This is a genomic window from Achromobacter sp. Root565, from assembly GCF_001427425.1.
Taxonomy (GTDB): domain Bacteria; phylum Pseudomonadota; class Gammaproteobacteria; order Burkholderiales; family Burkholderiaceae_B; genus Achromobacter; species Achromobacter spanius_D.
Window position 1 is genome coordinate 593,723 of record NZ_LMGO01000006.1, and the last position, 24,987, is coordinate 618,709.

Here is a 24,987-nt window from a genome sequence, read left to right on the forward strand (position 1 = left end):
GATTTTACTCTGCCTCGACCCGGTTCCGGCCCGCCCGTTTGGCTTGATACAGTTTGACGTCGGCCCGCTGATACAACGCTTCCCAGGAGTCCAGGCCATCCGTATGCGCCACCCCCCGCGCCGATCGTGACCGGCGATTCGTCGCCTGGATGCCGCACGGCGTGCTCAATCGCGGCGCGTAGGCGTTCTGCGCAGCGTAGGGCCTCGGTTGGCTCGGTGGCCGGCAAGAAAATGCCGAATTCCTCGCCGCGCGTTTGCGCCGCCCCCCCGGCGCTATCTATCCTTCGCGCTCACCAATACCGGCTTATCCCGCCACCAATCCGGAAACGTCTTCGCCAGATTCTCCACCTTCGGCACATCGTTGATCACGATGTACATACTGTTGGGGTTCCGCACGAGATAGTCCTGGTGGTAATCCTCCGCCGGATAAAACGCCTGCAACGGTTCGATGGTGGTGGCCAGCGCCTTCGGATACACCCCCGTTTTATTCAGCTGCGCGATATACGCCTCGGCCACCTTGCGCTGGCTGTCGTTGGCCGGAAACACGGCGGATCGGTACTGCGTGCCGTGATCCGGCCCCTGGCGGTTGAGCTGGGTGGGGTCATGCGCCACCGAAAAATAGATCTGCAGCAACTGCCCGTAGCTGACCTGTTTGGGGTCGTAGGTGATTTCCACCGCTTCCGCGTGGCCGGTGCGCCCGCCGCTTACAGCGTTGTAGTTGGCGGTGTTGGCTTGGCCGCCCGCGTAGCCGGACACGGCGTTGCTGACGCCCTTGACGTGTTGGAAGACGGCTTGCACGCCCCAGAAGCAGCCGCCGGCGATGACGGCTTTTTCCTGCGTGGCGGTGGCACTGGCCGCGTTCGCAGACTGTTGGTCGGCGGGCGGGGGGATGATGAAGGCGCGTTCGGCGGCGGGGGCGGCGGTCGAAGCGATCAGGCCGCCTGCGGTGGCAAGCGCGGCGCAGAGGCGGCGCAGGGTGGGGTGCGTGGACATGGTGTCGGGTCCTTGTAGCGATGCGAGGGACGATCAGGCTTGCGGGGCGAAGGTCATGGCCACGCCGTTCATGCAGTAGCGCAGGCCGGTGGGGCGGGGGCCGTCGTCGAACACGTGGCCCAGGTGGCCGCCGCAGTTGGCGCAATGCACGGCCGTGCGGGTCATGCCGAAGCTGCGGTCGCGGGTTTCGCCGACGGCGCTGGGCAGGGGCTGCCAGAAGCTGGGCCAGCCGGTGCCGCTGTCAAATTTGGTCGACGAGGAGAACAAGGGGTGTTCGCAGCCGGCGCAGGCGAACGTGCCTTTGCCATGCTCGTCGTTGAGCGGGCTGGAGTAGGGCCGTTCGGTGCCGTCGCGGCGCAGCACCTGGTATTGCTCGCGCGTCAGTCGCTCGCGCCATTGGGCGTCGGTGAGCGTGTAGGGGAAGGTGGCGGCGGGCGCGGCGGCTTGCGCCGAGCCGCTGCGCGTGACCAGCAGCGGGGCGATGCCAACGGCGGCTGCCGCGGCGCCGCCCAGGCCAAGGAAGTGTCTGCGTGTGAGGTTCATGGCGAGTTCCATGCGGGTTTGTTCGAGCCAGGGGCCGGCGGATGCGGCCCCGGCGCGGGTTCACTTCTGCATGCCGTCCTTGCTCATCCCGTCCTTCGACATGCCGCCTTTCGACATGGAGTCCTTCGGCATGGACCCCTTCGACATCGAATCGCGGGACATGGAGTCCTTCGACATTGACCCCTTCGACATGCCATCGCGCGACATGGAATCCTTCTTCATCCCGTCGTGCGACATGCCGTCCTTGCCCATCGAGTCCTTCTTCATGCCGTCCTGCGCCGGCGCTTCCTTCGACATGCTGTTCTTGCTCATTCCGTCTTTGCCCATGGTGTCGGCAGCGTGGGCGGCCGTGGCGCCAAGGGCCAGGCACACGGACAATGCGGCGGTGGTGAGTTTGTTCATGATGCGTTCCTTTTGACAGTGAAAAAAAGCGGGAAATCACCTAGCTGCCGCCGAACCAGTTGTAGCCCTGGTCCTCCCAGTAACCGCCCGGGTAGGTGTTGGTGACGAAAATCGCCTGGATGTGCTTGGGGTTCTTGTAGCCAAGCTTGGTGGGCATGCGCAGCTTCATGGGAAAGCCGTATTCGGGGGGCAGCGTCCGGCCGTCGTACGTCAGGGCGAGGATGGTCTGCGGGTGCAGCGCGGTGGGCATGTCGATGCTGGTGTAGTAGTCGTCGGCGCACTTGAAACCGACGTACTTGGCGGACAGGTCGGCGCCCACGCGCTTCAAGAACGCAGAGAACTGCACGCCGCCCCATTTGCCGATGGCGCTCCAGCCTTCGACGCAGATGTGCCGCGTGACCTGGTCCACCTGCGCCATGGCGCGCAGCTCGTCCAGCCGCCAGCGGCGCTTGTCGGCCACCATGCCGGTGACTTCCAGCCGGAACGACGCCTCGTCCACCTGTGGCACGTCGTCGATGCTGTAGAAGGCATTGAAGGGAAACGGCCGGGTGATCATGGATTCGGGATAGGTCGGCGCAAGCTTGGCCGGGTCAAAGATCCAGCCCTGCACGCGGTCGTTGAAGCGGGAGACGGCGGACAGCGCCTGTTCGACGCTTTCGTCGTCGGACAGCGAGCATCCGGACAGCATGGCCAGGCCTCCCAGCGTCAGGCCGCGGCGCAGGAAGGCGCGGCGCGAGGGTTGCTCGACGCGCTTGCCCAGCAGTTTTCCGGCTTCGCGCAGGATGGTGGATGCGTCCAGGCCTGGCAGCAGGCGGCGTTTTTCAGTCATGGCAGGTTCCTATTTGCCGCGGATCATGGTGAGCAGGCTGCGGGGCACCAGGGCGACCATCGCCAGGTGCACGGCGACGAAGCCGGCCAGCAGGGCCATCGCGAAGAAATGCACGCGCCGTGCGGCCTCGTACCCGCCCATCAGGTCGCGCAGCAGGTCGAATTGCACGGACTTCCAAAGCACGAGCCCGGACAGGATCAGCACGGCGATGTCGGCCATGACGAAGAGGTAGGCCAGGCGCTGCACCTGGTTGTAGCGGCGCGGGTCGGCGTGCGAGAGCCGGCCGCGCAGCGCGGCCAGCAGGTCGCGGACCACGCCGCCGGGGCTGACCGGCAGGAACTTGCGCCACAGGCGGCCGGTGGCGACGTTCAGCGCCAGGTAGAGCAGGCCGTTGGCAAACAGAAGCCACATGCCGGCAAAGTGCCACTGCAGCGCGCCGCCCAGCCAACCGCCCAGCGTGATGCCGTTGGGAAAGGTGAAATCGAAAAAAGGCGCGGCGTTGTAGATACGCCAGCCGCTCATGATCATGACGACCACGGCCAGCGCGTTCAACCAATGCGTCAAACGCAGCCAGCGGGGGTGGATGACGGGGGACGACCCGGGGGACGCTGGCTGATCGGCCTGTTTTCTTGCCGCCGGCGCCGAGGCAACGGCTGGCGGGGCGCCCGGTGGCGCGGCGGCCGGCGTAACAAGCGGCGTATTGTTGGGGGCGGGTCGGGCCAGCATGGCGGTCTCCGGTGGGCTGTCGATGGAGGCATTCTTCCTCCTGGCCCATACCGAAGTCCTCACGCAAAGTTAAATTAATTGTGAACTTTGCCCCGCGCCGATTGGCGACAATAGGCGCATTGATCACGCCCCAGGTTGCCCCATGGATACGCCCCGCCGCGTACTGATAGTTGAAGACGACGCCCACATCGCGGAACTGCTGCGCCTGCATCTGCGCGACGAGGGCTACGCGGTCGAGCACGCGGCCGACGGCAACGAGGGCATGCGCCTGCTTGAAGAAGGCGGCTGGGACGCACTGGTGCTGGACCTGATGCTGCCCGGCATCGACGGTCTTGAGATCTGCAAGCGAGCGCGCGCGATGGCGCGCTACATCCCCATCATCATCACCAGCGCCCGGTCCAGCGAAGTGCACCGGATCCTGGGCCTGGAGTTGGGCGCCGACGACTATCTGGCCAAGCCGTTCTCGATGCTGGAACTGGTGGCGCGCGTGCGGGCGCTGCTGCGCCGCAGTGACGCCATCGAGCGCAATGCGCGCCAGGACGCCGGCAGCCTGGCCGTCCATGGCGTGTCGATTGATCCGATTGCCCGCACGGTCGATGTCGACGCGCGCCGGCTGGATCTGACGCCGCGCGAGTTCGATTTGCTGCATTTCTTTGCGCGGCATCCGGACAAGGTGTTCTCGCGCATGGACCTGCTGAACCAGGTGTGGGGCTACCAGCACGAAGGCTATGAGCACACGGTCAATACCCACATCAACCGGCTGCGCACCAAGATCGAGGCCGACCCGTCCAATCCGCAGCGCATCCTGACGGTCTGGGGCCGTGGCTACAAGTTTGCGGCGGCGCCCGGAGTGCAGCCATGAAGCGTTTCACGTTGACTCAGCGCCTGTCCGGCGTTTTTGCGTTGCTGCTGTTGGCGTGCTGCGGCGCGTCCGCGTGGCTGCAGATCGCGGCCAACTCGCGCTACGAACAGGAGGTCGTGCAGCGGTTATCCAGCGGGCTTGCGCAGCACATCGCCGGCTCCACCGAGCTGATGGATGCGGGCGGCTGGAAGCCGGATGCCGTGCGCTCGATGTTCGACATGCTGATGACGGTGAATCCGGCGGTGGAGGTCTACCTGCTGTCCAACGATGGCCGCATCGTGGGCGACGCCGCGCCGCCCGGCCAGATCAAGCGCGAGCGCGTGGATCTTGCGCCGGTCAAGCGCCTGCTTGCCGGCGGCATGCTGCCCATCACGGGCGACGATCCGCGCAGCCTGGACGCGCAAAAGGTGTTCAGCGCGGCGCCGGTGCGCGTGGATGGCCGAGAACAGGGCTACGTGTACGTGGTGCTGCAAGGCCAGGCGCATGACGCGCTGGCGATGGACGTGTCGCGCACCTCGGTGCTGCGCACGACGCTGTGGTCGATTGCGCTGGTGGCCTTGCTGGGGCTGGTGGCGGGGCTGGCGGCGTTTGCGCTGATCACGCGGCCGTTGCGGTCGCTGACGCGCGCGGTGCGTGCTTTTGATGGCGACGACGGCCAGGCGCTGGCCGCGCTGGAGCTGCCGGCCGATCAGGCGGCGCGCAACGGCGACGAGATCGCGGTGCTGCGGCGCACGTTTGCGCAGATGGGGCGGCGGATCTCGGATCAGTGGCGCGAGCTGACGCGGCAGGACCAGCAGCGCCGCGATCTGGTCGCCAACATTTCGCACGATCTGCGCACGCCGCTGACGTCGCTGCATGGATATCTGGAAACGCTGCGGTTAAAGGACGAGACGCTCGATCCCGCCGAGCGCCGCCGCTACCTGGACATCGCGCTGGCGCAAAGCCGCAAGGTCGGCCGGCTTGCGCAGGAACTCTTTGAACTGGCGCGGCTGGAGTCCGGACTGGTGCGCCTGGAGCCCGAGACGTTTTCGCTGCCGGAACTGGTGCAGGACGTGATGCAGAAGTTCGAATTGGCGGCCGAGGCGCGCCAGCAGCAGCTGACCACGGACATTGCGCAGGCGCTGCCGCCGGTGCGCGCGGATCTGGGGCTGATCGAACGCGTGCTGACGAACCTGCTGGACAACGCGATCCGGCACAGCCCGCCGGGCGGTCAGATTGCCTTGCAGCTTGGCTTGTCGCGCAACCGGGTGCAGGTGCGGGTCAGCGATTCCGGCGAAGGCATCCCGCAGGCGCTGCGTGCGGGGCTGTTCACGCGGGCGTCGGCGCTGAACCGCGGGCCGGGCGAAGCCGGCGGACTGGGGCTGGTGATCGTGCAGCGCATCCTGCAACTGCACCAGAGCGAGATCCGGCTGGTGGACGGGGCAGGCGGCGGGGCGGTGTTTCAGTTCGAACTGGCGACAGCAAATCAGGGGTAGGCGCTGTCAGTCGAGGGCGTCGTCCCGCAGCCGGGTGACGACGCCTTTCACGGCATCGACTTCCAGCAGGTCGCCGGTGGCGACCCCTTGCAGCACGCCGTGGACGCTGACGACGGCGGGAACGCCGAACTCGCGCGCGACGATGGCGGCGTGCGACAGATAGCCGCCGACCTCCATCACGACCGCGCCCGCGCGTAGAAAGAGCGGTGTCCACGCAGGGTCGGAAGACGCCGCGACCAGAATGCCGCCGGCGGGCATGGACAGGCCTTCGTCTGGCGTGCGGGCGACGAACGCACGACCGCGTGCGCGGCCGCCCGCCACCGGCGTGCCTCGCCAGGAATCGTGCGATGCGTTCGCACGGGATGCAGGGGGCGTCTGAGTAGCCGGCGCGGTTTGGCCCGCGAATTCGGTGATGACGTCGTGATCCGGCAGCGCCGTCCATACCTGCAATTGTGCACGTCGAGCGGCGGCGCGCCGGCCCAGCGCCGCGGCATCCATCCGGCCATCCGCCAGCGCAAATATCTCGGCCGCGTTCAGATGGAAGATGTCGTCGGCGTTTGCCAGACCGTTCGGGCCCATGTTGCGGCGTCCCAGCTCCAACGCGCGCTTGCGGGCCACGGCCAGATACGCCACGAGCACGCTGCGCGCGGCCTCGCGCTGGTTGCCTTCCAGGCGGGATGCCGTGAGGAGCTTGGCGGCCAGCGGGCGCTGCCAGAACGGCAAGGCGCGGCGCACGCGTTGCCACGCTTGCCGCGCGGCGTCGTCCTGCCGGGCGCGCAGGGCGGCGGGATCGGCGCCGATCAGGTTGAGGATGCTGTCCAGCAGATAGCCGGGCGCCTCACGCCAGCGCGCATTGCGCAGGTAGGTCTCGTAAACGGCGCGATGGCCGTAGCGATGCAGGAAGTCGGCAAAGGACTTCTTGAATGGGCTGTCATCGGGCAACGCCTTTGCCCACGCGGCGTCGTCGCGGTCCGGCGCGCGCAGCCACGCGAGGGCCTGCGCGTCTTGCTCGGCCAATTGCGCCAGCGCCATGAGCGCATAACCTTGCTCCGCGGTCACGCTGGGGGCGCCGCCCGCCATCAGCGCGGCGGTCAGCGCGTGGCCTTCGCCGGGCACGGCCTTTTCCACCATGTCGAGCAGCTTGGACAGCGCACCGCCGCCCGAACCCTGCAAAAAGAACAATTGATCGGCGGCCAGCACGGTCTGGAACTGTTCGCGCAACTGCGCGCCCAGGGCGGCGTCGGAGGCGGGCAGCGGCGCATCCAGCCATGCTTGCGCGCGGGCCAGAAGCCGGGGCAGGTCGGTGGCGGCCTGGCGGCGCAGCGGCGCGGCCCGGCGCAGATAGCGCACGATGCGCAGGCCGTGCCGCAAGCGCTGTGCGGCGCTGACCGGTGGCACGCGGATCTCGGGCTGCGCGCCGCCCAGCAATGCGTTCATGTCGCGGGGGCTGACGCCCAGCGCGTCATGGCCCACCCATTGGATGACCGAGGCATTCAGGTAGGCGCGCCCCTGGAATAGCGCCGCAAGCGGCACGCCGGGCAGCGTGGCGTAGCCGCTCAACTCGAAGCCGCAGGTCAGCATGCGCTGCGCCATCACGCGGCCCGCATCCCACTCCAGGGCCGACATGGCATGCGGCAGGACCTCGCGGGTATTGCCGCGCGACCAGTAGTCCGGCTGGTCTTGTAGCGCGGGATAGGTGTGGCGCGCCGACGCGGTGACCGGGCGCGCCTGCACGATCCAGAACCGGTCGCCGTCCCAGGCCCATTCAAGGTCATACGCCGCGCCGCTGTAGTCCAACGCCCGGGCGGCATCGCGGACAATATCGCCCAGTGCTTCGGCCTGCGCGTCCGTCAGAACGGCTTGCGCGGCGCGGGCCGCGGGCGTATCGGTCAAGTGTGTGCCCCTGCCGCTGGCGGCGGGTTGTGTGGCGTGGCGCTTGGCGCCGATGCGCCGTGCGGTCACCGGCCAGGCTTGGCGCAGGTAGTCTTCGCGCAGGCGGTATTCGTCGCCGTCCGCCTCGCCGTTCACAAGGGATTCACCCAGGCCCCAGTTGGCGTGGATGACCATCTCGTCGTGGCGGCCCGTTGCCGGGTCAATGGTGAAGGCGATGCCCGACGCCTGCGCTTCGATCATCGGCATCACGACGACCGCCATGCCGCCCGTGCCGCCTATCGGCAGGCCGAGGCGCTGCCGGTACGCCTGCGCCTGCGGCGTCCACAGCGAATCCCAGATGCGGCCAAGCGCCTGCACGGCGGCATCGGGTCCCCGCACGTTCAGGCAGGACAGATGGATGCCGGCAAACGACGCGCCGGCAGAGTCTTCTTGCGGCGCCGATGAGCGCATTGCCAGGGGGCGTTCCAGCCAGCCGCGTGCGTGCAGCGCCTGGAAGAGGGCCTGCGCCACGGCGGGGGGGACGTCCTGGCCGGGCTGGTGTTCGACGCTGGCCTGCGCCGCCATCACAAAGCCGTCGGGCACCGGCACGCCAAATTGCGCCATGCGGCCCAACTGCCAGCCTTTGCCGCCCGCGGCTTGCGGACCGGCCTGCGCCGCGGCCGCCCAGTCCAGCACCAGGGCGCTCATGCGGCGCTCCCCGCCATGCCATGCACGAACAGGGCAATGGCGGCGTCGAATTCCTGCTGGAGCGACGCGCCGGGCTGGTCCAGCCAGCGCAGCAGGGCGCCCAGGTAGAGGAATTGCAGGTGATGGGCCAGCAGCTCGGCGTCCATGTCGGAGCGGGCCTGGTTGGCGGCCTGGGCGTTCTGGATCAGCGCCGCGAACACGCGGTGCAGGCCGCTGCGCGGATGGCGCTCGTCGTCTTGTGTGCCTGCGTGCATCGTGGCAAAGCGGTAGCGCAGATAGGGGCCAAGATAAGCGCGGTGCGATTCTGCCCAATCCGCTGACGCATGCAGCAGCCGCGTCAGCCGTTCGGCGAAGGTGGGCAGCGTTTGCAGCGTCGGCCAGAGCGCCATCAGCGCGCCCGCAAGCTCGCCGTGGAAGCGTTGCGCCAGCAGCGCCTCCTTGACCGGAAAGTGGTTGTAGAGCGTGCCCTTGGACACGTCGGCCTGCGCGGCAATCTGCTCCATCGTGACAGCGTCGTAGCCCAGCGCTTCGAACAGGCGCCAGGCGGTCTGCGTCAAATGGTCCAGTGTCTGCTGGCGCTTGCGCTCGCGGCGGCCGATATCGGTGGCGTCTGCGCCAGGTAGCAGGAACTGAGAGTCGGGCATGATGGGGGGAGATAGTTAGACGATGTTGAAAAGTATACGTCGTCTAATTATTTCTCATGCGAAGGCGCGGGCGGCGGTCTGGCCGTTGGCTGCGTACGGCGCGCCGGCGCACATCGCCATCGCCATCGCCGGAGATCATGTGCCGCTTTACACCGCCGCCGCGACCGGCTCCGGCTTCACGCGCACGGCCTTCAGCACCCCCACCATCAGGCAGCCGATCCCGACCAGCGTCAGCGGTTCCGGCATGGCGCCACGCAACATGAAGGCGTAAGCCAGCGCCGCCAACGTTTCAAAGACGATCAGCTGACCGGCCAGCGCGGTCGGCAGCCGCTGGCTGGCTTCGTTCCAGCACAGCGTCCCGAGCCAGGACGCGAAGAGACCGATGGCGATCATCAGCCCCAGGAACACGTCGGGGCGAGGGCCGAGCGGCATGTCGAACGGGCTGCCCGCCGCCGCCATGCCCGCCCACAGCACGCCATAGCCCGCCAGCGCCAGCGGCAACGTGGCTACACCCTGCGCGGTTGCCCAGGTGCGGGGGCTGCGGCCGGGATGGTTGCGCAGCCAGTCGGCGTTGCGCAGCGGATACCACGTCCAGCATGCGACCGCGACCAGCGCGAGCAGCGCGCCGATGGCGTAGCGCGAGAGGTCGGCATCCGCGTCCTGGCGGAGCGCCTGCAGTTCCACCTGGTTGACGCAGGCGATGCCCAGCGCGATGAGCGCGAGCGACGGCGCCAGCCGCCTCCACGGCAACCGGCCGTCGCGGCGCGCATTGCGCAGGTTGGCGCTGATGGCGATGACCACGGGCAGCGTGCCAATGATCATCGTGGGCACGGGGCCGCCCGCGCGCTGGATGGCGCTGGCCAGGCACAGGTAATACAGCAGGTTGCCGATGGCGGCGAGCTTGAGCGCTTCGATCCAGTCCGCGCGCGTCAAAAGGCGCAGGTTGCGCCGGTCAAGCCAGGCAAGCGGCAGGGCGATCAGTCCGAACGCCAGGTAGCGGGCCACGGATTGCAGGGCCGCCGGGTATTCCGGCAGCAGCAAGGGCCCGACGAACACCAGCCCCCACATCAGGCCGGCGGCCAGGGCGTAAAGGGTTCCAGCCCACATACATCGCTCCAGATCATGAATGCGGGCAGTCTAGCCAGGCGGATGGAGGAAATCTTGTACGAGATTGCGGTGCGGGGCGTCGCTAGCCGCGCGTCTGTTTTTGATAACGCGCCGGCGTGACGCCGTAGCGGCGCGAAAACGCGCGCGTGAGGTGCGCCTGGTCGGTCAGTCCCGCCGCCAGCGCGACCTGGGCTGGCGCCACCCCCGCCGCCAGCAGGCGCTTCGCCTCGTACAGCCGCAGCGCCATCAGCATCTGCTGCGGCGTGGCGTGATGGTGGGCCTGGAAGCTGCGCAGGAAATGGAAGGGGCTCAATCCGGCCACCGCCGCCAGTTCGTCCAGCGTCAGGCGCCGTGAAAGGTTCGCGCGTAAGTACTCGATGACCTGCGAGAATCGCGGCGCGCCCTCGGTGGCGGCCGGTCGCGGCACGCTGGCATGCCGGCGGAATTCGCCCAGCAGCGCGTGCAGCGCGCTGTCGAACGCCAGCGGCTCGGACGCGTGCCACAGCGCATCCAGCAACGCCGTGACGCGCTGCGCACCGGACGGGTCATGGCCGACCGCCGCGCCGAACCACCAGCCGGATTCGCCCGTTACCCGCGCGGCGACGTCGGGGTCGATGTAAGCCATGCGGTATCGCCAGCCGCCTTCGGTTTCGGCGCGTCCGGTATGCAGTTCGTCCGGATTCATCAGCACCAGCGATCCGGACGGCGCCAGGTGGTCGGCGCCCCGATAGCGGAAACGCTCGACGCCAGATTCGATGGCGCCCAGCCCGAAGGCCTCGTGCGTGTGCGGCTCGAAGGCGTGGCGGATGATGTGCGCGCGGTACAGCTCGACGCCGGGCTGATGGGCCGCGCGGCGGAACTGTGCGCGGTCATTGGGATGGTCGAACGCCGTCGGCACGCCCGTGATCGGGGGGGCGGCCGGATCGGGGATGGCGGCGTTGCGTGGCATGCCTGGAATTTAAGCACGCCGAGTCTGGCCCCCTCAATCGCCGCTGACGTCTCCCGTTTCCCCGGACATTTCCCCTGCACGCGCCAGCAGCAGTTCGCGTTCACGGGCGTTGCGGGTCATGCCGGCCGCGCGTTCGAATTCGGCGCGGGCTTCGGCCTTGCGGCCCAGCTTGGCCAGAAGGTCCGCGCGCACGCTGGGCAGCCAGTGGTAGTTCGCCAGCGAGGGCTCCGACGCCAACTGGTCGGCCAGATCCAGGCCCGCCTGCGGACCGAAGGCCATGCCGATCGCGACGGCGCGGTTCAGCGCCACCACGGGCGACGGCGCGGCCTGGGCGAGCGCATCGTACAGCGCCACGATGCGCGTCCAGTCGGTTTCCTCGGGCGTCCGGGCCCGCGCATGGCAGGCGGCCAGGCCAGCCTGCAACGCATAGGGGCCACGCGCGCCGCCCAGCGCATCGGCCCGGTCCAGCGCCGCCAGTCCGCGCCGGATCAAGAGCGGATCCCAACGGCGGCGATCCTGGTCCATCAGCAGCACCGGCCGGCCCTCGGCATCGGTGCGCGCATGCAGGCGCGACGCCTGCAGTTCCATCAGCGCGACCAGCCCATGCACTTCGGCCTCCGCGGGCGTCAATTCGGCCAGGATGCGGCCTAGGCGCAGCGCTTCATCGCAAAGACCCGGCCGCATCCAGTCGTCGCCCGAGGTCGCGGAATAGCCTTCGTTGAAGATCAGGTAGACGACTTCCAGCACCGAGGCCAAGCGCTGCGCCCGGTCGGCGGCCGACGGCACCTCGAAGGGCACGTTGGCGGCGGACAGCGTGCGTTTGGCGCGCACGATGCGCTGGGCGATGGTCGATTCCGACGCCAGGAACGCGCGCGCGATCTCGGCCGTCGTCAGCCCGCCCAGGAGGCGCAGCGTCAGCGCTACGCGGGCCTCGGTGGACAGCAGCGGATGGCAGGCGGTAAAGACCAGCCGCAGCAGATCGTCGCCGATGTCGTCCTGGCGCGCTGCATCCAGCGCGTCGACGAAGTCGGGCTCCACGTCGGCCTGCAAGGCCTCCAGTTCGTGGCCGATCTGCTCGTGCTTGCGGGTGTGCAGGGCATCGAGCCGCAGCCGGTCGCGCGCGCGGTTCTTCGCGGTGGTCATGAGCCATGCTCCGGGATTGTCCGGCACGCCCGTCTGGGGCCAGCGCTCCAGCGCCGCGACCAGCGCATCCTGGGCCAGCTCTTCGGCCAGCCCCACGTCGCGCACCAGGCGCGCCACCCCCGCGATGACGCTGGCGGCTTCGATCCGCCAGACCGCCTCGATGGCGCGATGCGTGGCCGCCTGCGTCATGCGCCGGTCGCTTCGCCGGGCACCATGTAAGCGAATTCCCAGATGTGCCCATCCAGGTCGTCGAACCCGTGCGCGTACATGAAGCCGTGATCCTGCGGCGCGCGCGGCGCCGTGCCGCCCGCGGCGACGGCCCGCGCGACCAGGCCGTCGATCTCGGCACGGCTTTCGCAGGACAGGCAGACCAGCACTTCCGTGGTCTGCGTGGCGTCCGCCACCGGCTTGCCGGTAAAGCTCTGGAAGAAGTCCTTCACCAGCAGCATCACGTAAAGGTTGTCGCCGACGACCATGCAGGCGCCCTGTTCGTTGGTGAAGTCGGGGTTGAAGCTGTAGCCCAGTTTCTTGAAGAATTCCTGGGACTTCTGCATGTCGTTGATGGCCAGGTTGACGAAGATCTGCTTGTGCATGGCGTGTCTCGCTTTCGGTTCAGGGGTGTACGCAGAGGGTCAGGCGTTCGGCGCTGGCATCTGGCGGAAGCGCTCGACTTCCTTGCTGGGCTCGAAGTCATCCAGTTCGAATACCTGGCGCACCTCGATCTCGCAGTCCTGGCCGGGGAAGGGCGTCGGAAAGCGCATCGCCCATTGCATCGCCTCTTCGCGGGAGCGCACCTGGATCATCGTGTAGCCAGCGATCAGTTCCTTGGTTTCGGCGAACGGCCCGTCGAGCAGCTTGCGTTCGCCGCGGTCGTCGTAGCGCACGCGCCAGGCTTTCGACGTCGGGTGCAGGCCGTTGGCGTCCAGCAACACGCCGGCCTTGACCAGGGCTTCGTGATAGGTCGCCATCGAGGCAAGCAGGCTGTCGTCCGGCATCATGCCGGCTTCGCTGTCGGGCGTGGCCCGGACGATGATCATGAATCGCATCTGAGGTCTCCTGGGAGGGAATCGCAAGGCCGATAGGGGCGCTTGTACAGGTACGACGAACGGCGTGGTGTGATATCGACAAGCACATCGCCTGCTTAGGGTAAACACCGAGTCAAGCGAATGTATCGCCGTCCTAGCACCCCGTTACGAAGGTCCAGGCCTTGTTGCAGGCGGGTCCCATACACTCGCAGCGTCTTTAACCACCCTGAAGCAACGCCATGAAAGTTCTGTGCAGTCTTGCCCTCATCGTCTCCGTGCTGTCCGGCTGTGCCGTGTACACCCCGCAAGGCTCCGTTGTCGTCGATCCGCATGACGGCGGCGGCCGTGGCGGCTTCTGTCCGCCCGGACAGGCCAAGAAGGGCAATTGCTGATCCGGCGGCGGCCGGCCGCGAAACGACGGCCGGTCTGGCCCCGCGCCCTTGCGCAGGCCGCCTTTGGCGCTACATGAAGCAGGGGCCCAGCTCCCTGACTTCAACCGTGGCCCACTGCGCGGCCGGGCATTCGGCGGCCAGCGCCAGCGCTTCTTCGCGCGACTCGCAGGTCAAAAGGAAGAATCCGCCGATCATTTCCTTGGCCTCGGCGTAGGGGCCGTCCATCAGTTGGCGTTCGCCGTCGCGCACGCGCAGGCGCACGCTTTCGGCATCGGACTTGAGGGATTCGGCGCGCGTGAGCAGGCCGCGGGATTGCAGGGATTCGGCGTAGCGCACCATCTGCGCATAGGCCTCGCGCCCTTCCTCGGGCGTGCGCTGGGCGCGCTGGCCCACCGGTTCGACGATCAGCAGCATGTACGGCATGGGGACTCCGGGGCGGACTGGGGTCGCCGCGAGCGGCGGGTCCGCTAGGTTAACGCCGATCCCGGCGTCCGCGCCATGCCGGAAAAATCGCCTCAATCTTCCTGGAAGATCGATTCGATGGACGTTTCAAACACGCGGGCGATGGCGAAGGCGAGCGGCAGGCTCGGATCGTATCGGCCCGTCTCGATGGCGTTGACGGTCTGGCGCGAGACGTCCAGGCGTTCAGCCAGCGCGGCCTGGCTCCAGCCGCGCGCGGCGCGCAATTCGCGGATGCTGTTTTTCATCGATGGCGCAGCGTGTCGACGATGGTGGTGAACGCCCAGACTCCGCCCATCAGCGGCCAGACCACGAACATGCTCAGTTTGGGAAAGCCGGCGATCTCAAGAAATCCATACGTGAACGTGACGCCGGCGGTGACGGCGGCAGCAATGGCCAGGTGTTCCAGCGTGATCTTGCGGATGAATTCGTCGGACCCGCGCACGGCGCGCACGACGGCCCGCAGCGCCAGCAGAAACGCCAGCATGGGCGTGAGCAGCACCACGGTGCGCAATGCGCCGGGTTGCATGTCGAAGCTGAGCCGAAGCGCACCGACCAGCAGGACGGCGTAGAGCGCCATCGAGAAGCCCAGTTCCTTGAAATAGCGGCGCTTGGCTTGTTGTTGATTCATGGGAATGCCCTTGTTGATGTAAAGCGTGCTTGACATTCTGGCGGGCGTGCCTCGGTGTGTCAAGCGTCCTTTACATCTCCAATATGCGACCAGCCGGCAATAAAAAACCGGCTTGCGCCGGTTTTTTGGAAGGAAAGGGATCGCGGATCAGGATTGCGCCGGTGCGGCGGGAGCGGGCGCCTTCATGGCGTTCGCAGGCGCTTTGGCGTCCGGAGCGGCCGCCTTCGCCGCGGACGGCGTTGCATCCGGCACGGCCGGTTTCGCCACGGGGGCGGCGGCTTGCGGCGCGTTGCCCGGCTTGCCGGCGGCGGGCGTCTGCGGGGCGGCGGCGGTCTTCGGCTGCTGCGGCGTGATGTCCATGATGAGTTCGACGCGGCGGTTGGCGGCGCGGCCTGCTGCCGTGTCGTTGGATTCGATCGGCCGCGTTTCCGCGTAGCCCACCGCGCGCAGCCGCTGCGGCGTCACGCCATCGCGCACCAGCTCGCGCAGCACGCTGGTGGCGCGGCTGCTGGACAGCTCCCAGTTCGAGGCGAACTGCTTGGTCAGGATCGGCACGGGATCGCTGTGGCCTTCGACCGAGACCTGGTAGTCGTTCTTGTTGAGGATGCCGGCCAGGCGCTTGATCACGTCCAGACCTGCGGTGCTGAGCGTGGCCTGGCCCGAGGCGAACAGCAGTTCGTTGCTGATGCGAAAGCTGACCGACTGCTCATTGACGATCACGTCCACTGAATTGCCCAGGTCCGCCAGGCCCAGCGATTCCTTGGACGGCGCGGTCAGCGGCGGGGCGGCCTCGGCCACCACGACCTCGTCTTCTGCCGGGGCAGGCGTGGCGGTAGTAGCGGCGGTGGCGGGAGCGGGCAGCTCAGTCCAGCTGGCCGGAATCTGCACGGTCTCGAATTCGGAATACTCGCCGTCGTACTTGGGCAGGCCGCTACCGCCCAGCGTGCCGACCAGTTCGACGGGCTGCTCGGACTTGCCGGTGGCGCCGCCGTGCATGGTGACGGCCAGCATCACGACCAGCATCGCGAGCAGCAGCGTGATGAGGTCCAGGTAGCTCAGCAGCCAGTTCTCGGAATCCTGTTCAACGGCGTCCTCGACGTGCCAGCGCGCATAGCGGTCCTGGCGGTCGCTATCGCTGGGCCGCCAGCCGCTCGCGGCGGCGGTTTTCTGCGCGCGTAGCTGCGCCTGGCGGGCCTGCTCGATCCGCTGCGCAAGGGAAGGGGAAATCAGGCTCATTGACGCGCGGCAGCGGGGCGGGCGACGGACACGGGGGCGGCTGCGGGGGCGGTTGCACCGGGCTTGACCTGGCCTTCCGTCTTGGTCTTGGGCTTGGCGTCGGCGCCGCCGTCATAGATTTCGTCTTCGACGTGCATGACGAAGGAATTCAGCGTCTCGCGCACCATGGCCGGGCCGCGCTTCTCGCACATCATCGAGATGCCCTGCAGCACCATGTTCATGGACTCGACGCGGCGTGCCGTGCGGCGTTCCAGCTTCAGCGCGATCGGCTTGCAGACCAGATTGGCGAGCAGGATGCCGTAGAACGTGGTCATCAGGCCGATGGCCAGTTGCTGGCCGATGGTCTGCATGCTGCCGTCGCCCAGGACGGCCATCAGGTTGATCAGGCCGACCAGGGTGCCCAGCATTCCGAAGGCGGGCGCGAACGTAGCCATGACGCGGAACATCTGGGCCTCGGCCTGCTCGCGGGCGCGCAGACGGGCCACGCGCCACTTCAGCAGTTCGATGATCTGGTCTTCGGGCGTGTTGTCGATGATGAGCTGCACGCCCGTGCGCAGGAACGGGTTCGAGACCTTCTTGAGCTCGTGCTCGACCTTGTGGACGTCGGCGTTCATCCAGAGCTGCGCCATCGACACCAATTCCTCGATGTCGCGCTGCTGGTCGTGCTGGTCGTTGCGGAACACGGTGCGAACCAGCTTGAACACGCGCACCACTTCCTGCAGCGGGTACGCAATGAACAGCGCGGCGCAGGTGCCGCCCAGCACGATCGCCAGGCCCGGCAGGTTGAAGTACAGGCTGGCATCGTTGGCGGACAGCGCCACCACGATGATCAGGGTGAGCAGGCCGACAACGGCGCCGATGACGGTAGACGGATTCATGGATCTTGCCCGAGAACATGGCATCCCACGCGCGGAATGCCGGATTGTCGGGAATTCTAGCCAGCGCGGGCCTCGGTCAATTCGCCGGAAAGCGGGGCGAAATAGGCGGTAAGCGCCGGCTTAATCGGCCAGTCAGGCGCGCGGCGTGCCAGCGATACGCTGGCGAGAATCGGGGACGGTCTAGCGCTGCCGCGCGGCTGCCTGCTGCGCCAGCCATTCCTCGCGGGTGATCTCCCAGATTTCGGCGGGATGACGGCCGCTGACGAAGCCGCGTTCTTCGGTACCCACCAGCCGCATGCCGCTGCTTTCGGAAATCCGCCGCGAGGCGGTATTGGCGACGGCCTTGGGCGCGCGCAGCACGGGTTTGCCCAGCACGTCGAACCAATACGCCGTGACGGCCGCGCTGGCTTCGGTCATGTAACCCAGCCCCTGATGCGCCGGATCCAGCCAGAAACCCCGGTTGTTGCCGGGTTCGTCGTCCATCAGGCTGACGACGCCGATCAACTGGTCAGGCTGCGCGCGCGTGCGCACCGACCAATGCCATTGCGTCCCGCGGCGCATGGCGGGCAGGGCGGCGTTTTGCAGGAACTGGCGCGCGCCATCGGCCGGATAGGGCCAAGGCACCTTGTCTGCCAGAAAGCGCACGACCTCCCAGTGGGCAAACGTGCGCTGAATGGCGTCGGCATCGTCCAGGGACAGGGGGCGCAGCACCAGTCGATCGGTGACAAGTTCGGGGGGCAGCAGGGTGTCGGGCATGGCGGCTCGGGGCGGATGACGGGGGAGACCAAGCGGAAATGTATATCATGGGCGAATTCTGGCGGTGTCAGGCCTGGTTTGGCCTTCCGACCGCGGCATTGGAGAGAACATGAACAACCCCAACGAAAACGTCAGCATGGCGCTTTTCTGCGACTTCGAGAACGTGGCGCTGGGCGTGCGCGACACTAAATTCCAGAAGTTCGACATCCGGCCGGTGCTCGAGCGCCTGCTGCTCAAGGGCAGCATCGTGGTCAAGAAGGCCTATTGCGACTGGGAGCGGTACAAGGAATTCAAGGCGCCGATGCACGAGGCCAATTTCGAACTGATAGAAATCCCGCACGTGCGCCAGTCGGGCAAGAACTCTGCGGACATCCGCCTGGTCGTGGACGCGCTGGACTTCTGCTACACCAAGTCCCACGTCAATACCTTCGTCATCATCAGCGGCGACTCCGACTTTTCGCCGCTCGTGTCCAAGCTGCGGGAGAACAACAAGAAGGTCATCGGTGTGGGCGTCAAACAGTCCACGTCGGACCTGCTGATCGCCAACTGCGACGAGTTCATCTTTTATGACGACCTGGCCCGCGAAGGCCAGCGCACCGCCGAGGCCCGCCGCGACAACCGTGGCGTCAGCGCCCAGCGCCGCTCGCCCGACGAAGAGCGCCGCCGCAAGGAAGAGCAGGACGCGCGCAAGACGCGCGCGGTCGAGATGGTCGTCGAGACCTTCGAGGCGCTGATGGCCGAACGCGGCGACAGCGGCAAGATCTGGGCATCGGCCCTGAAAGACGCCCTGAAGCGCCGCAAGCCTGATTTCAACGAGTCCTACTACGGCTTCCGCGCGTTCGGCAATCTGCTGGAAGAAGCGCAGTCGCGCGGCTTTCTTGAGGTCGGCCGCGAAGAAAAATCTGGCACGTATGTCTACCGTGATGGCTCGGGCGACGCGTCCTCGGACCCGTCTGGCGACGCGAATGGTGCGTCGAGCGCTGACGGGGCGGCCGATGTCGGCGAGGCGCCGAGCTCTGGCGGCCGAAACAGCCGCAAATCGCGCGGTGGCCGCAAGACGGCGGGCGGCCGGACGGCTGGCTCGCACGGCGAGGGTTCGGAGCGGGAAGCGACCGTGACCGCGTCGGAGGGTTCCGCCGAGGTTGCGGATGCCTGGAAACAGCCCGACGCGCCGCAGCAGACGGAAGGCGGCACGGTGCTGGATGTGTCGCAGGCGCCGGGTCAGATTGCTGGCGAGGATTCTGCCGACGGCTCGTCGCCGCCGCGCGGCGCCAGACAGGCGGATAACGGGCGGCAGGGCCGCTCGGGCCGCCGGGGGCGCGGGTCAAGGACGGGCGATGATGCCCGGCAGTCCGGGAATTCCGGGTCGGGTGAAGATGCCGTTCAGCCGCGTGAGCCGGTCGAGGGGCAGGGGCCGTCCGAAGGGAAGACTTCGGCTGAACCGCCAGAATCGTCCGGGCGCCAGGCGTCGTCCAAGCGACACGCGCCGGCTAGCAAGCGCGACGACGTGGCGCCGCCCGCGTTCACACGGCCGGTTCCCCCGCCGCCGCAGTCGGCGCTGGTCTCCGGCCCGCCACCCGTCGTGAATGTCGCCGATTGGACCTTCGCCGCGCCGCCGGCGAAGACCGAGCGCGAGCGCCGCGGCGAGGCGCCAGATCCCTTCGCCGGGGCGCCGCGTCGGTCGGAAGCGGCTACTAAAGCCGTTTCCGAAGCCGCTCCCGCAGTTGCTCCCGATGCTGCTTCCACCAAGTCCGCCGCCAAGCCTGCCCGGGGCGCCCGCAAGACCACGCCCAAGGCGCCGGCCAAACCGGAAAGCGCGTCGGCCGGCGCGGCGCCCGCGACGGCGCCCGCCGCCGAGACCGGCACGGCCGCAAAACCGGCACGCAAAACCGCGGCCCGCAAGACGGCGCCGCGCAAAACCGCGAAGAAAACCGACTCGGCTTAAGATCGGTGATCGCCCGGGCCGCTGCCGGCCCCCGATCCCGCCGTCCCATGCACCATGTTCTGATCAGCTCCTGCCTCTTGGGCAACCCCGTGCGATACGACGGACGCGGCGTGACGCATAACGATGCCGTCCTGGCCCGCTGGCTGCGGGAGGGGCGTGTGGTGTCGGTCTGTCCGGAGGTGGCGGGCGGCATGCCAATCCCACGCCCCCCGGCGGAAATCGAGCCGGGTAGAAGCGCGGCCTCGGTGCTGGCCGGAAACGGGCGTGTGGTGGCGGTGACGGGCGACGACGTGACGACGCCCTTCGTGCACGGCGCACGCCAGGCGCTGGCCGCTGCGCAGACGCACGGCATTCGCATCGCCGTGCTGAAAGAGGGCAGTCCGTCTTGCGGCAGCGGCTACGTCTACGACGGCCATTTTGCGGGCCGCCGCCAGCCCGGCGTGGGCGTCACCGCAGAACTGCTGCGCGAGGCGGGCCTGTACGTGTTCAGCGAACACCAATGGGCTGAAGCCGGAGCGTTTCTGGCGCAGTTGGAGGCCGATGATGCTCGCTGAGGCGGGAGACTGGATGGTGCTGGCCGCGGTGGCCGGTGGCGGGTATCTGGCCTGGAAGGTCTTGGCGCATGCTGGCCGCAGCCGGGTGCTTGCCCGGACCGCCGCGTTGGTCAGCCTGGCGCTTTCCGCCGTCTTCTTCTACGCCTGGTACGCGCAGTATCTGCGCTGGGAATTCAACGAGCTTGGCCGCTACTACGATTCCGTGGAGCAGGTGGTCTACACCGACTCGGGCTTCGTCTGGGTGCTGCCGGCCGGGGCGTTGCTGGCCGCCGGCCTGATGTTTGCCTGGCGCGGCTGGCGGCGCTGACAGGACAGTTGGCGCCGCGCCGCCGCCGAACAGTATCCGGAATAGCCGGACGCTCGCGTCAGTAGGCGCGGTATCCCCGGTAGCCGCGGCTTTCCATGCAGGAATCCCGCGCGCGGTTGTAGGAATCGATCATGACCTTCGTCGTCCACGGGGTGATGTTGGACGGGTCATGGCCGCTTTCGTTCATGGCCCAGCGCCGGCATTCGTACGAGGCATCGGCCAGCGCGATTTCGGCCTGGGGCGCAGGGGCGTATACGACGGGCGGGTTGGCCGGGACGGCCACTGGCACGGGATAAACGACCGGCGGCGCCTGATAGACGGGCGCGTTGTACACCGGCGGCGCCTGGTAAACGGGGGCGTCATACACCGGCGCGGCTTGGTAGACCGTCGTGCCGTATACCGGCATGGCGACGGGTGCGGCGTACAGGGGGGGACTGGTATAACCCACCCCCGACGAATACACGCCGGTCCGCACGTATCCGGGCCTTGAACTGGCTGCGATGAGACCCACCGACGTCAGCGCCACGGCGCCGCCGATCCACCAGCCGTTCGAGCTGCCGCGGTAATGATGATGGCCGCCGCCATAACCGCCCCAATATCCGCCGCGTCCGCCCGCCATTGCGGGTGCGCTGGCAACCGCCAGCACCAACGCCGCCATCGTCACCCGGCCAATAAACCGCTTCATGATCTTGCTCCTCGGCCGCCCGGCGCCGGCACCTTGCCATCAGGCCGGGCGATAGGCGTAATGTACTGCTCGGCCGACACGAGAAGAATGTCCCCAGACGCTACGGGAATTTCAACTGATTTCAGAAGGGTGACGGGCGAAACGCAGTGAAATGAACCATCAAGGGTGCCGCAAATTGGTCTCGCGGCCAGTGGCGGAATCAGGGGATCGGTAGTATTTTTTTGCGATGATCACGGCACTACCGAATACAGCGTCCCAGGACAAGCGTCTTACCAAGGGCGAACGCACGCGCAAACAGCTTTTGGCCGTCGCCGCGGCCGAGTTTGCCGAACGCGGTTTCCAGCACACCCGGGTCAGCGACATCGTCGCCCGCGCCGGCGTGACCCAGCCGGTGTTCTATCAATACTTCACCAGCAAACAAGCGGCCTATGACGAGCTGGTGGGGCTGTTCGCCCAGCGGTTGCGCCAGGCAATCAGCGAGGCACGGCTTCCCGGCCACCTGCAGGGCGAAGCTCTGGTGAACCGCATCCGGCAGGGCATAGGGACACTGCTCGCCATCCTGCAGGAAGACCCAAACCTCACGCGCATCGGCTTTTTCCAGGCCGAAGCGGCCGAGGCGCTCAAGGATGAACTGGTCATCCTGATCGCCGAAAACGTCAGGTCGGAGCAGCGAGCGGGACTTTTCCGCCCGGAAATATCGCCCGAGTGGTTCGGCCAGTCGCTCATAGCCATCATCGAACGTTTCACGCGCCTGCTGCCCGACGCGGCCGGGCAGCAGGCGGTTGCGGAGTTCATGACGGATCTGCTGCTGGATGGGATGCGTAGGCGGTAGGAAGGCCTAGGTTGTTTCATCAAAGCCGCACAACCGGTCGATTTCCTTGGGGAACTGCGTGTAAGGCACGTTGAACTGAATGAAGGCCTCAACACTGTCCGGATACGCTTCAATCAGCAGCAGAATTATCCATAGCGGGATGGTGATAGGTGCCTTCAATATGCCGTAGGGCTCGGCCAACCTGCGGCACAATCCGGCATACCACTTCCGGTATGGTTGAAGGGTTTCCTGTCTGCGGCTTGGGCGAGGAGGCAGCGGCGCGGGTTCTGGCAAGCCTTCAGGGCCTCGGGCCATGAAGGCTTGAAGATAAGCCCACAGCGCCTTGGCTGACCGGTCTCCGTCGAACAGGCCGAGGTTGCCGCATGCAACGCAAATCTCCGTTGGCGGGCTCATACCGTGGTCAACGCCAATTAAGAACAGCGGATGTCGGCTGGTGTAGCCGCTAGTGGAGACGATGGGGATATAGCCGGCCAAAGCCTCTATGTGGTCCCAATCGAGCGCGTGGAGGCGCTTCTGCGGCAGGGACACGAAGTACAGCTTGCGAGTACCGCGGTGAATCCGGATAAAACCTCCCCGACTTCGATGCGCACCGCTGGCAATGTAAAAAACAAAGGCGAGCCCGATCGAAACCGGGAGTCCTGAAAGCATGATTAGGACCGTTTCCAAGTCCACGTCGGCGGGCCCCAGAGCAAGCAAGACTGACGCAAAAACGATGACGAAAACCAGAGCGGACATGCCAATGTAGCCCGCAGTGCCGCTCCGAATGTAGTTTGGGTATGTTTCGAGCTCGACACATTTGTCGTTGATCCACCTCACCCCGTCCGGCTGAGGCTCATGGCCGGCGCAACTTCCGGTACCTAGCGGTGTCCCACCGAAACGCAGATTCTTTGGAAGGCGCTTGACTTCAATCGTCACTTTGGACCCTCGACGGGTTCAAGCTTGGCGGAATCGATAGGGTCTGAGAGCCATCCCCCCGGCGAGAATACGAGCGCTTTCGGAGCATCCGGTTGCCGTAGTGCGAGATTAGGCTGACGTTCGGGGTCGGGGAAGTATAGATACTCCAGTGCAACTTCAGCATCCTCGTCCATCTGAATCGACCAACCACATTCACTGCTGGTGCTGCCCAACGGTGTAACCAAGCATTCACGTCGATAGTCAATCGGGTTGGAACCGGGTGCGTAAGCGATTGGTCCGTCAACCCGGGAAAGCATGGTCCCTCGCAAGGTAACGACCAATTTGGTCTGAAATTCTTCTCCGTTCAGGCGATTTGTGTTCGGCAACTGGCAGCTGATGCGAAGAGTGCCGACCGAGTACCCGTAGGACTTATTCCATTCCGGCGTCAGTCGTGGACGGTAGCACAAGCCGTGGAAGGCATTCAGTTCTTCCAGGTTCGTGTATCGACGACGATCCACGCCCCAGACGGAGTGTTTAAGCCAGATATCAATTGGTCCGTGTTTGGTCATATCGGCGCCGAACGCGAATCCAACAATTAGTACGAGCGCGATGCCTGCAACAATCGCCCAACCGGCAGGGTTAAGACCGAGCACGACGACTGCCCCTCCGCTAGTCAGCGCCTTAGCTGTGGCTACTCCTCCTGCCCACGTCGCAACTGATACAACACCGCCGGCTAGCGCCGAGCCAATCAGCATGCTTCCCAGTTGTGGGTTGCTTTCATTAAATGCACTGATAGATTTAACGAAGTCCGCTACGGCTGAGAGTCCCGCCCCGCCAGCTCCGAAGAGTGCAACACCTCGTTTTGCTGCAACGATTTTCATATTCGTTGCGAAGGCGGCATTTCCACGAGATCCGGCATGTATCGCAACAGTCGTTGCGCCAATTTCAATTCCTGCTCCAATAAGCGCGCTCGAGGCGCCCAGCAGACTATAAAAATTTGCTATGCGGGCGGTTCCGCGGCTGAATTCCCGCCAGGCATTGATTAGCGGCTTCAATGCAAGAAAGCCCCCCAATCCCGTAAGGACGAGTCCTCCGGGCGCCCTGAGTTTATTAACCGAGTTGAGGAAGGGGTTGCCTTCCATCCTGATAGGCCTGGGCGGCGGCAGTGCTGGCTTGTCCGTTGGCGCCTCGTCAAGTTCGCGGTACGTGGTTTCACCAACCTTCACCCAGTCATAGACTGACGTTTTCTGACCAAGGTCTGCCTTATTGATCTTCGGGGACGGCATCTTCCACCCCCGCAATCCGTCTTCGCCAAGCGTTTGATACCCCTGGAATTCATAAGCGGCTCGCAGCAGGTCGTCGATTCCAACGTCGTAACGGACAATGGTGAAGCCGGCTCTGACCTCCATCACANAGCGTTTGATACCCCTGGAATTCATAAGCGGCTCGCAGCAGGTCGTCGATTCCAACGTCGTAACGGACAATGGTGAAGCCGGCTCTGACCTCCATCACGTGCCGCAGACGTGGCATCAGTACATCCGCCACTTTGGATTCCGGCAGCGGCTGCAGGAGCCCAATTAGCGCGTTGGAGGCTGCGGTCAATTGGTGCTGTTCCAAGACCTTGTCCATGACGCTGAAAAGGTTCTTGGCAATTTCACCGGAACTGGCTTTCAGACGGGCAAGAAGCAGCTCGCTGCCATTGGCCAGCGCAAGCCAAAAGGGGCTTTCGTCGACGGGCAAATTGATTAGGTGGTTCAGTACCTGTATTCCATCTTTGGAGTGCACCAGTCCGCCAATGCACTGAAGTACAGCTTCCTCATAGTCGTGTGCGTTGTGGATCACGCTGCGGTCAAAGCACCGTAGTGCCTTGCCCAAGAGTTGCGATAAGTCGATCAGGCGGACCCACGCCAGGGAATCCTGTACCGCTTTGGCAATTGTGTTTTCGAACGCTTCTATTTCTTTGGCATAAATGCGGGGAAACGAAAGCGCGCCTGCGTAGTTCACCAGGTTTTGCTGCCTTACGAGCGTCTTGCCCAGGTTTGGATTAGTCGCAGCCTGTTTCTTCATCCCCTCGAAATAATTGCTGATGAACGTTCCACTCTGCAGTTTGTGTGCGTTCCGTCCGGCGTATTCCGTCTTG

At 66.1% G+C, this 24,987-nt stretch carries 27 protein-coding genes; 7 read left to right on the forward strand and 20 right to left on the reverse strand.

The annotated features are described in order from the left end of the window. Positions 1-273: 273 nt before the first annotated feature. The 5 genes from msrA to ASD71_RS24125 are packed head-to-tail and all read right to left on the reverse strand — an operon-like array spanning position 274 to position 3,493. On the reverse strand, positions 274-993 hold the full coding sequence (gene msrA / locus ASD71_RS24105) for a peptide-methionine (S)-S-oxide reductase MsrA (protein ID WP_056570492.1): 720 nt from the start codon (positions 991-993) through the stop codon (positions 274-276). A gap of 33 nt (positions 994-1,026) precedes the next feature. Next, positions 1,027-1,536, reverse strand: a complete 510-nt coding sequence (msrB, locus tag ASD71_RS24110) for a peptide-methionine (R)-S-oxide reductase MsrB (RefSeq protein WP_056570494.1) — start codon at positions 1,534-1,536, stop codon at positions 1,027-1,029. A gap of 60 nt (positions 1,537-1,596) precedes the next feature. Next, positions 1,597-1,938, reverse strand: coding sequence for a pentapeptide MXKDX repeat protein (locus ASD71_RS24115; protein WP_056570496.1), 342 nt, complete (start codon positions 1,936-1,938; stop codon positions 1,597-1,599). Between the two features lie 40 nt (positions 1,939-1,978). Continuing rightward, positions 1,979-2,767 carry a molybdopterin-dependent oxidoreductase gene (locus ASD71_RS24120; protein WP_056570497.1) on the reverse strand — a complete coding sequence of 263 codons (789 nt, stop codon included), beginning with the start codon at positions 2,765-2,767 and terminating at the stop codon, positions 1,979-1,981. A gap of 9 nt (positions 2,768-2,776) precedes the next feature. Further along, positions 2,777-3,493, reverse strand: coding sequence for a cytochrome b/b6 domain-containing protein (locus ASD71_RS24125; RefSeq protein ID WP_082579034.1), 717 nt, complete (start codon positions 3,491-3,493; stop codon positions 2,777-2,779). A 142-nt stretch (positions 3,494-3,635) separates the two neighbouring features. Between ASD71_RS24125 and ASD71_RS24130 the strand changes: the two genes are divergently transcribed. Both ASD71_RS24130 and ASD71_RS24135 read left to right on the forward strand, forming a co-directional pair. After that, positions 3,636-4,355 (forward strand): response regulator transcription factor, encoded by a 720-nt coding sequence (locus ASD71_RS24130; RefSeq protein WP_056570500.1) that lies wholly within the window; start codon positions 3,636-3,638, stop codon positions 4,353-4,355. Next, positions 4,352-5,830 (forward strand): HAMP domain-containing sensor histidine kinase, encoded by a 1,479-nt coding sequence (locus ASD71_RS24135; protein ID WP_056570502.1) that lies wholly within the window; start codon positions 4,352-4,354, stop codon positions 5,828-5,830. The genes ASD71_RS24130 and ASD71_RS24135 overlap by 4 nt, the downstream gene beginning before the upstream one ends. 6 nt (positions 5,831-5,836) lie before the next feature. On the opposite strand, the gene ASD71_RS24140 is transcribed toward ASD71_RS24135, so the two are convergent. The 7 genes from ASD71_RS24140 to ASD71_RS24170 all read right to left on the reverse strand — a co-directional run bounded on the left by ASD71_RS24140 (position 5,837) and on the right by ASD71_RS24170 (position 13,299). After that, positions 5,837-8,410 carry a PEP/pyruvate-binding domain-containing protein gene (locus tag ASD71_RS24140; RefSeq protein WP_056570505.1) on the reverse strand — a complete coding sequence of 858 codons (2,574 nt, stop codon included), beginning with the start codon at positions 8,408-8,410 and terminating at the stop codon, positions 5,837-5,839. After that, complete coding sequence (locus ASD71_RS24145) at positions 8,407-9,054, reverse strand: TetR/AcrR family transcriptional regulator (RefSeq protein WP_056570507.1); 648 nt, start codon at positions 9,052-9,054, stop codon at positions 8,407-8,409. The genes ASD71_RS24140 and ASD71_RS24145 overlap by 4 nt, the downstream gene beginning before the upstream one ends. A 147-nt stretch (positions 9,055-9,201) precedes the next feature. After that, the gene (locus ASD71_RS24150) at positions 9,202-10,161 is read right to left on the reverse strand and encodes a DMT family transporter (protein WP_056570509.1); all 960 of its coding nucleotides are present in this window, start codon (positions 10,159-10,161) and stop codon (positions 9,202-9,204) included. A gap of 82 nt (positions 10,162-10,243) precedes the next feature. After that, positions 10,244-11,110 (reverse strand): AraC family transcriptional regulator, encoded by an 867-nt coding sequence (locus ASD71_RS24155; RefSeq protein WP_056570511.1) that lies wholly within the window; start codon positions 11,108-11,110, stop codon positions 10,244-10,246. 33 nt (positions 11,111-11,143) lie between these two features. After that, positions 11,144-12,442, reverse strand: a complete 1,299-nt coding sequence (locus ASD71_RS24160; RefSeq protein ID WP_056570512.1) for an RNA polymerase sigma factor — start codon at positions 12,440-12,442, stop codon at positions 11,144-11,146. Further along, on the reverse strand, positions 12,439-12,846 hold the full coding sequence (locus ASD71_RS24165) for a VOC family protein (protein ID WP_056570514.1): 408 nt from the start codon (positions 12,844-12,846) through the stop codon (positions 12,439-12,441). Before ASD71_RS24165 ends, ASD71_RS24160 begins: the two co-directional genes overlap by 4 nt. A gap of 39 nt (positions 12,847-12,885) precedes the next feature. After that, positions 12,886-13,299, reverse strand: coding sequence for a YciI family protein (locus ASD71_RS24170; protein ID WP_056570516.1), 414 nt, complete (start codon positions 13,297-13,299; stop codon positions 12,886-12,888). Positions 13,300-13,517: 218 nt separating this feature from the next. Between ASD71_RS24170 and ASD71_RS28285 the strand changes: the two genes are divergently transcribed. Then, positions 13,518-13,670 carry a hypothetical protein gene (locus ASD71_RS28285; protein WP_175121829.1) on the forward strand — a complete coding sequence of 51 codons (153 nt, stop codon included), beginning with the start codon at positions 13,518-13,520 and terminating at the stop codon, positions 13,668-13,670. Between the two features lie 69 nt (positions 13,671-13,739). On the opposite strand, the gene ASD71_RS24175 is transcribed toward ASD71_RS28285, so the two are convergent. From ASD71_RS24175 to ASD71_RS24200, 6 genes are all read right to left on the reverse strand, one after another. After that, on the reverse strand, positions 13,740-14,093 hold the full coding sequence (locus ASD71_RS24175) for a YciI family protein (protein WP_056570518.1): 354 nt from the start codon (positions 14,091-14,093) through the stop codon (positions 13,740-13,742). A gap of 92 nt (positions 14,094-14,185) precedes the next feature. Then, positions 14,186-14,377, reverse strand: coding sequence for a helix-turn-helix transcriptional regulator (locus ASD71_RS24180; RefSeq protein ID WP_056570520.1), 192 nt, complete (start codon positions 14,375-14,377; stop codon positions 14,186-14,188). Then, on the reverse strand, positions 14,374-14,760 hold the full coding sequence (locus tag ASD71_RS24185; RefSeq protein ID WP_056570617.1) for a hypothetical protein: 387 nt from the start codon (positions 14,758-14,760) through the stop codon (positions 14,374-14,376). The genes ASD71_RS24180 and ASD71_RS24185 overlap by 4 nt, the downstream gene beginning before the upstream one ends. Positions 14,761-14,907: 147 nt before the next feature. Continuing rightward, entirely contained in the window at positions 14,908-15,996 is a 1,089-nt protein-coding gene (locus ASD71_RS24190) for an OmpA family protein (protein WP_056570522.1), read from the reverse strand. After that, entirely contained in the window at positions 15,993-16,874 is an 882-nt protein-coding gene (locus ASD71_RS24195) for a motility protein A (RefSeq protein WP_056570524.1), read from the reverse strand. Before ASD71_RS24195 ends, ASD71_RS24190 begins: the two co-directional genes overlap by 4 nt. A 180-nt stretch (positions 16,875-17,054) precedes the next feature. Then, on the reverse strand, positions 17,055-17,630 hold the full coding sequence (locus ASD71_RS24200) for a GNAT family N-acetyltransferase (RefSeq protein WP_056570526.1): 576 nt from the start codon (positions 17,628-17,630) through the stop codon (positions 17,055-17,057). A 109-nt stretch (positions 17,631-17,739) separates the two neighbouring features. Between ASD71_RS24200 and ASD71_RS24205 the strand changes: the two genes are divergently transcribed. Genes ASD71_RS24205 through ASD71_RS24215 form a run of 3 tightly spaced genes read left to right on the forward strand, consistent with a single transcriptional unit; the run spans position 17,740 to position 20,436 of the window. Beyond that, positions 17,740-19,575, forward strand: coding sequence for an NYN domain-containing protein (locus ASD71_RS24205; protein ID WP_056570528.1), 1,836 nt, complete (start codon positions 17,740-17,742; stop codon positions 19,573-19,575). Between the two features lie 47 nt (positions 19,576-19,622). Continuing rightward, positions 19,623-20,129 carry a DUF523 domain-containing protein gene (locus ASD71_RS24210; RefSeq protein ID WP_056570530.1) on the forward strand — a complete coding sequence of 169 codons (507 nt, stop codon included), beginning with the start codon at positions 19,623-19,625 and terminating at the stop codon, positions 20,127-20,129. Beyond that, positions 20,116-20,436, forward strand: a complete 321-nt coding sequence (locus tag ASD71_RS24215; protein WP_235512307.1) for a hypothetical protein — start codon at positions 20,116-20,118, stop codon at positions 20,434-20,436. The genes ASD71_RS24210 and ASD71_RS24215 overlap by 14 nt, the downstream gene beginning before the upstream one ends. 58 nt (positions 20,437-20,494) lie before the next feature. Here the strand turns inward: ASD71_RS24215 and ASD71_RS24220 are convergent, their stop codons facing one another. Then, positions 20,495-21,121: a hypothetical protein gene (locus tag ASD71_RS24220; RefSeq protein ID WP_056570534.1), complete on the reverse strand. Its 627-nt coding sequence runs from the start codon at positions 21,119-21,121 to the stop codon at positions 20,495-20,497. A gap of 226 nt (positions 21,122-21,347) precedes the next feature. On the opposite strand from ASD71_RS24220, the gene ASD71_RS24225 reads away from it, so the two are divergent. Next, positions 21,348-21,953, forward strand: a complete 606-nt coding sequence (locus ASD71_RS24225) for a TetR/AcrR family transcriptional regulator (RefSeq protein WP_056570536.1) — start codon at positions 21,348-21,350, stop codon at positions 21,951-21,953. A gap of 6 nt (positions 21,954-21,959) precedes the next feature. Here the strand turns inward: ASD71_RS24225 and ASD71_RS24230 are convergent, their stop codons facing one another. Then, on the reverse strand, positions 21,960-22,688 hold the full coding sequence (locus ASD71_RS24230; protein ID WP_156395267.1) for a DUF6708 domain-containing protein: 729 nt from the start codon (positions 22,686-22,688) through the stop codon (positions 21,960-21,962). Positions 22,689-24,987: the final 2,299 nt, after the last annotated feature.

Excerpts from the sequence above, each read along its gene's own strand:
- ASD71_RS28285 (WP_175121829.1), top strand. The coding sequence starts at position 13,518 with ATGAAAGTTCTGTGCAGTCTTGCCCTCATCGTCTCCGTGCTGTCCGGC.
- ASD71_RS24180 (WP_056570520.1), bottom strand. The coding sequence starts at position 14,377 with ATGAAAAACAGCATCCGCGAATTGCGCGCCGCGCGCGGCTGGAGCCAG.
- ASD71_RS24185 (WP_056570617.1), bottom strand. The coding sequence starts at position 14,760 with ATGAATCAACAACAAGCCAAGCGCCGCTATTTCAAGGAACTGGGCTTC.
- ASD71_RS24210 (WP_056570530.1), top strand. The coding sequence starts at position 19,623 with ATGCACCATGTTCTGATCAGCTCCTGCCTCTTGGGCAACCCCGTGCGA.
- ASD71_RS24215 (WP_235512307.1), top strand. The coding sequence starts at position 20,116 with ATGATGCTCGCTGAGGCGGGAGACTGGATGGTGCTGGCCGCGGTGGCC.
- ASD71_RS24160 (WP_056570512.1), bottom strand. The coding sequence starts at position 12,442 with ATGACGCAGGCGGCCACGCATCGCGCCATCGAGGCGGTCTGGCGGATC.
- ASD71_RS24150 (WP_056570509.1), bottom strand. The coding sequence starts at position 10,161 with ATGTGGGCTGGAACCCTTTACGCCCTGGCCGCCGGCCTGATGTGGGGG.
- ASD71_RS24165 (WP_056570514.1), bottom strand. The coding sequence starts at position 12,846 with ATGCACAAGCAGATCTTCGTCAACCTGGCCATCAACGACATGCAGAAG.
- ASD71_RS24130 (WP_056570500.1), top strand. The coding sequence starts at position 3,636 with ATGGATACGCCCCGCCGCGTACTGATAGTTGAAGACGACGCCCACATC.
- ASD71_RS24120 (WP_056570497.1), bottom strand. The coding sequence starts at position 2,767 with ATGACTGAAAAACGCCGCCTGCTGCCAGGCCTGGACGCATCCACCATC.
- ASD71_RS24115 (WP_056570496.1), bottom strand. The coding sequence starts at position 1,938 with ATGAACAAACTCACCACCGCCGCATTGTCCGTGTGCCTGGCCCTTGGC.
- ASD71_RS24155 (WP_056570511.1), bottom strand. The coding sequence starts at position 11,110 with ATGCCACGCAACGCCGCCATCCCCGATCCGGCCGCCCCCCCGATCACG.
- ASD71_RS24230 (WP_156395267.1), bottom strand. The coding sequence starts at position 22,688 with ATGTCCGCTCTGGTTTTCGTCATCGTTTTTGCGTCAGTCTTGCTTGCT.
- ASD71_RS24220 (WP_056570534.1), bottom strand. The coding sequence starts at position 21,121 with ATGAAGCGGTTTATTGGCCGGGTGACGATGGCGGCGTTGGTGCTGGCG.
- ASD71_RS24200 (WP_056570526.1), bottom strand. The coding sequence starts at position 17,630 with ATGCCCGACACCCTGCTGCCCCCCGAACTTGTCACCGATCGACTGGTG.
- msrB (WP_056570494.1), bottom strand. The coding sequence starts at position 1,536 with ATGAACCTCACACGCAGACACTTCCTTGGCCTGGGCGGCGCCGCGGCA.
- ASD71_RS24190 (WP_056570522.1), bottom strand. The coding sequence starts at position 15,996 with ATGAGCCTGATTTCCCCTTCCCTTGCGCAGCGGATCGAGCAGGCCCGC.
- msrA (WP_056570492.1), bottom strand. The coding sequence starts at position 993 with ATGTCCACGCACCCCACCCTGCGCCGCCTCTGCGCCGCGCTTGCCACC.
- ASD71_RS24140 (WP_056570505.1), bottom strand. The coding sequence starts at position 8,410 with ATGAGCGCCCTGGTGCTGGACTGGGCGGCCGCGGCGCAGGCCGGTCCG.
- ASD71_RS24135 (WP_056570502.1), top strand. The coding sequence starts at position 4,352 with ATGAAGCGTTTCACGTTGACTCAGCGCCTGTCCGGCGTTTTTGCGTTG.
- ASD71_RS24145 (WP_056570507.1), bottom strand. The coding sequence starts at position 9,054 with ATGCCCGACTCTCAGTTCCTGCTACCTGGCGCAGACGCCACCGATATC.
- ASD71_RS24225 (WP_056570536.1), top strand. The coding sequence starts at position 21,348 with ATGATCACGGCACTACCGAATACAGCGTCCCAGGACAAGCGTCTTACC.
- ASD71_RS24125 (WP_082579034.1), bottom strand. The coding sequence starts at position 3,493 with ATGCTGGCCCGACCCGCCCCCAACAATACGCCGCTTGTTACGCCGGCC.
- ASD71_RS24175 (WP_056570518.1), bottom strand. The coding sequence starts at position 14,093 with ATGCCGTACATGCTGCTGATCGTCGAACCGGTGGGCCAGCGCGCCCAG.
- ASD71_RS24205 (WP_056570528.1), top strand. The coding sequence starts at position 17,740 with ATGAACAACCCCAACGAAAACGTCAGCATGGCGCTTTTCTGCGACTTC.
- ASD71_RS24195 (WP_056570524.1), bottom strand. The coding sequence starts at position 16,874 with ATGAATCCGTCTACCGTCATCGGCGCCGTTGTCGGCCTGCTCACCCTG.
- ASD71_RS24170 (WP_056570516.1), bottom strand. The coding sequence starts at position 13,299 with ATGCGATTCATGATCATCGTCCGGGCCACGCCCGACAGCGAAGCCGGC.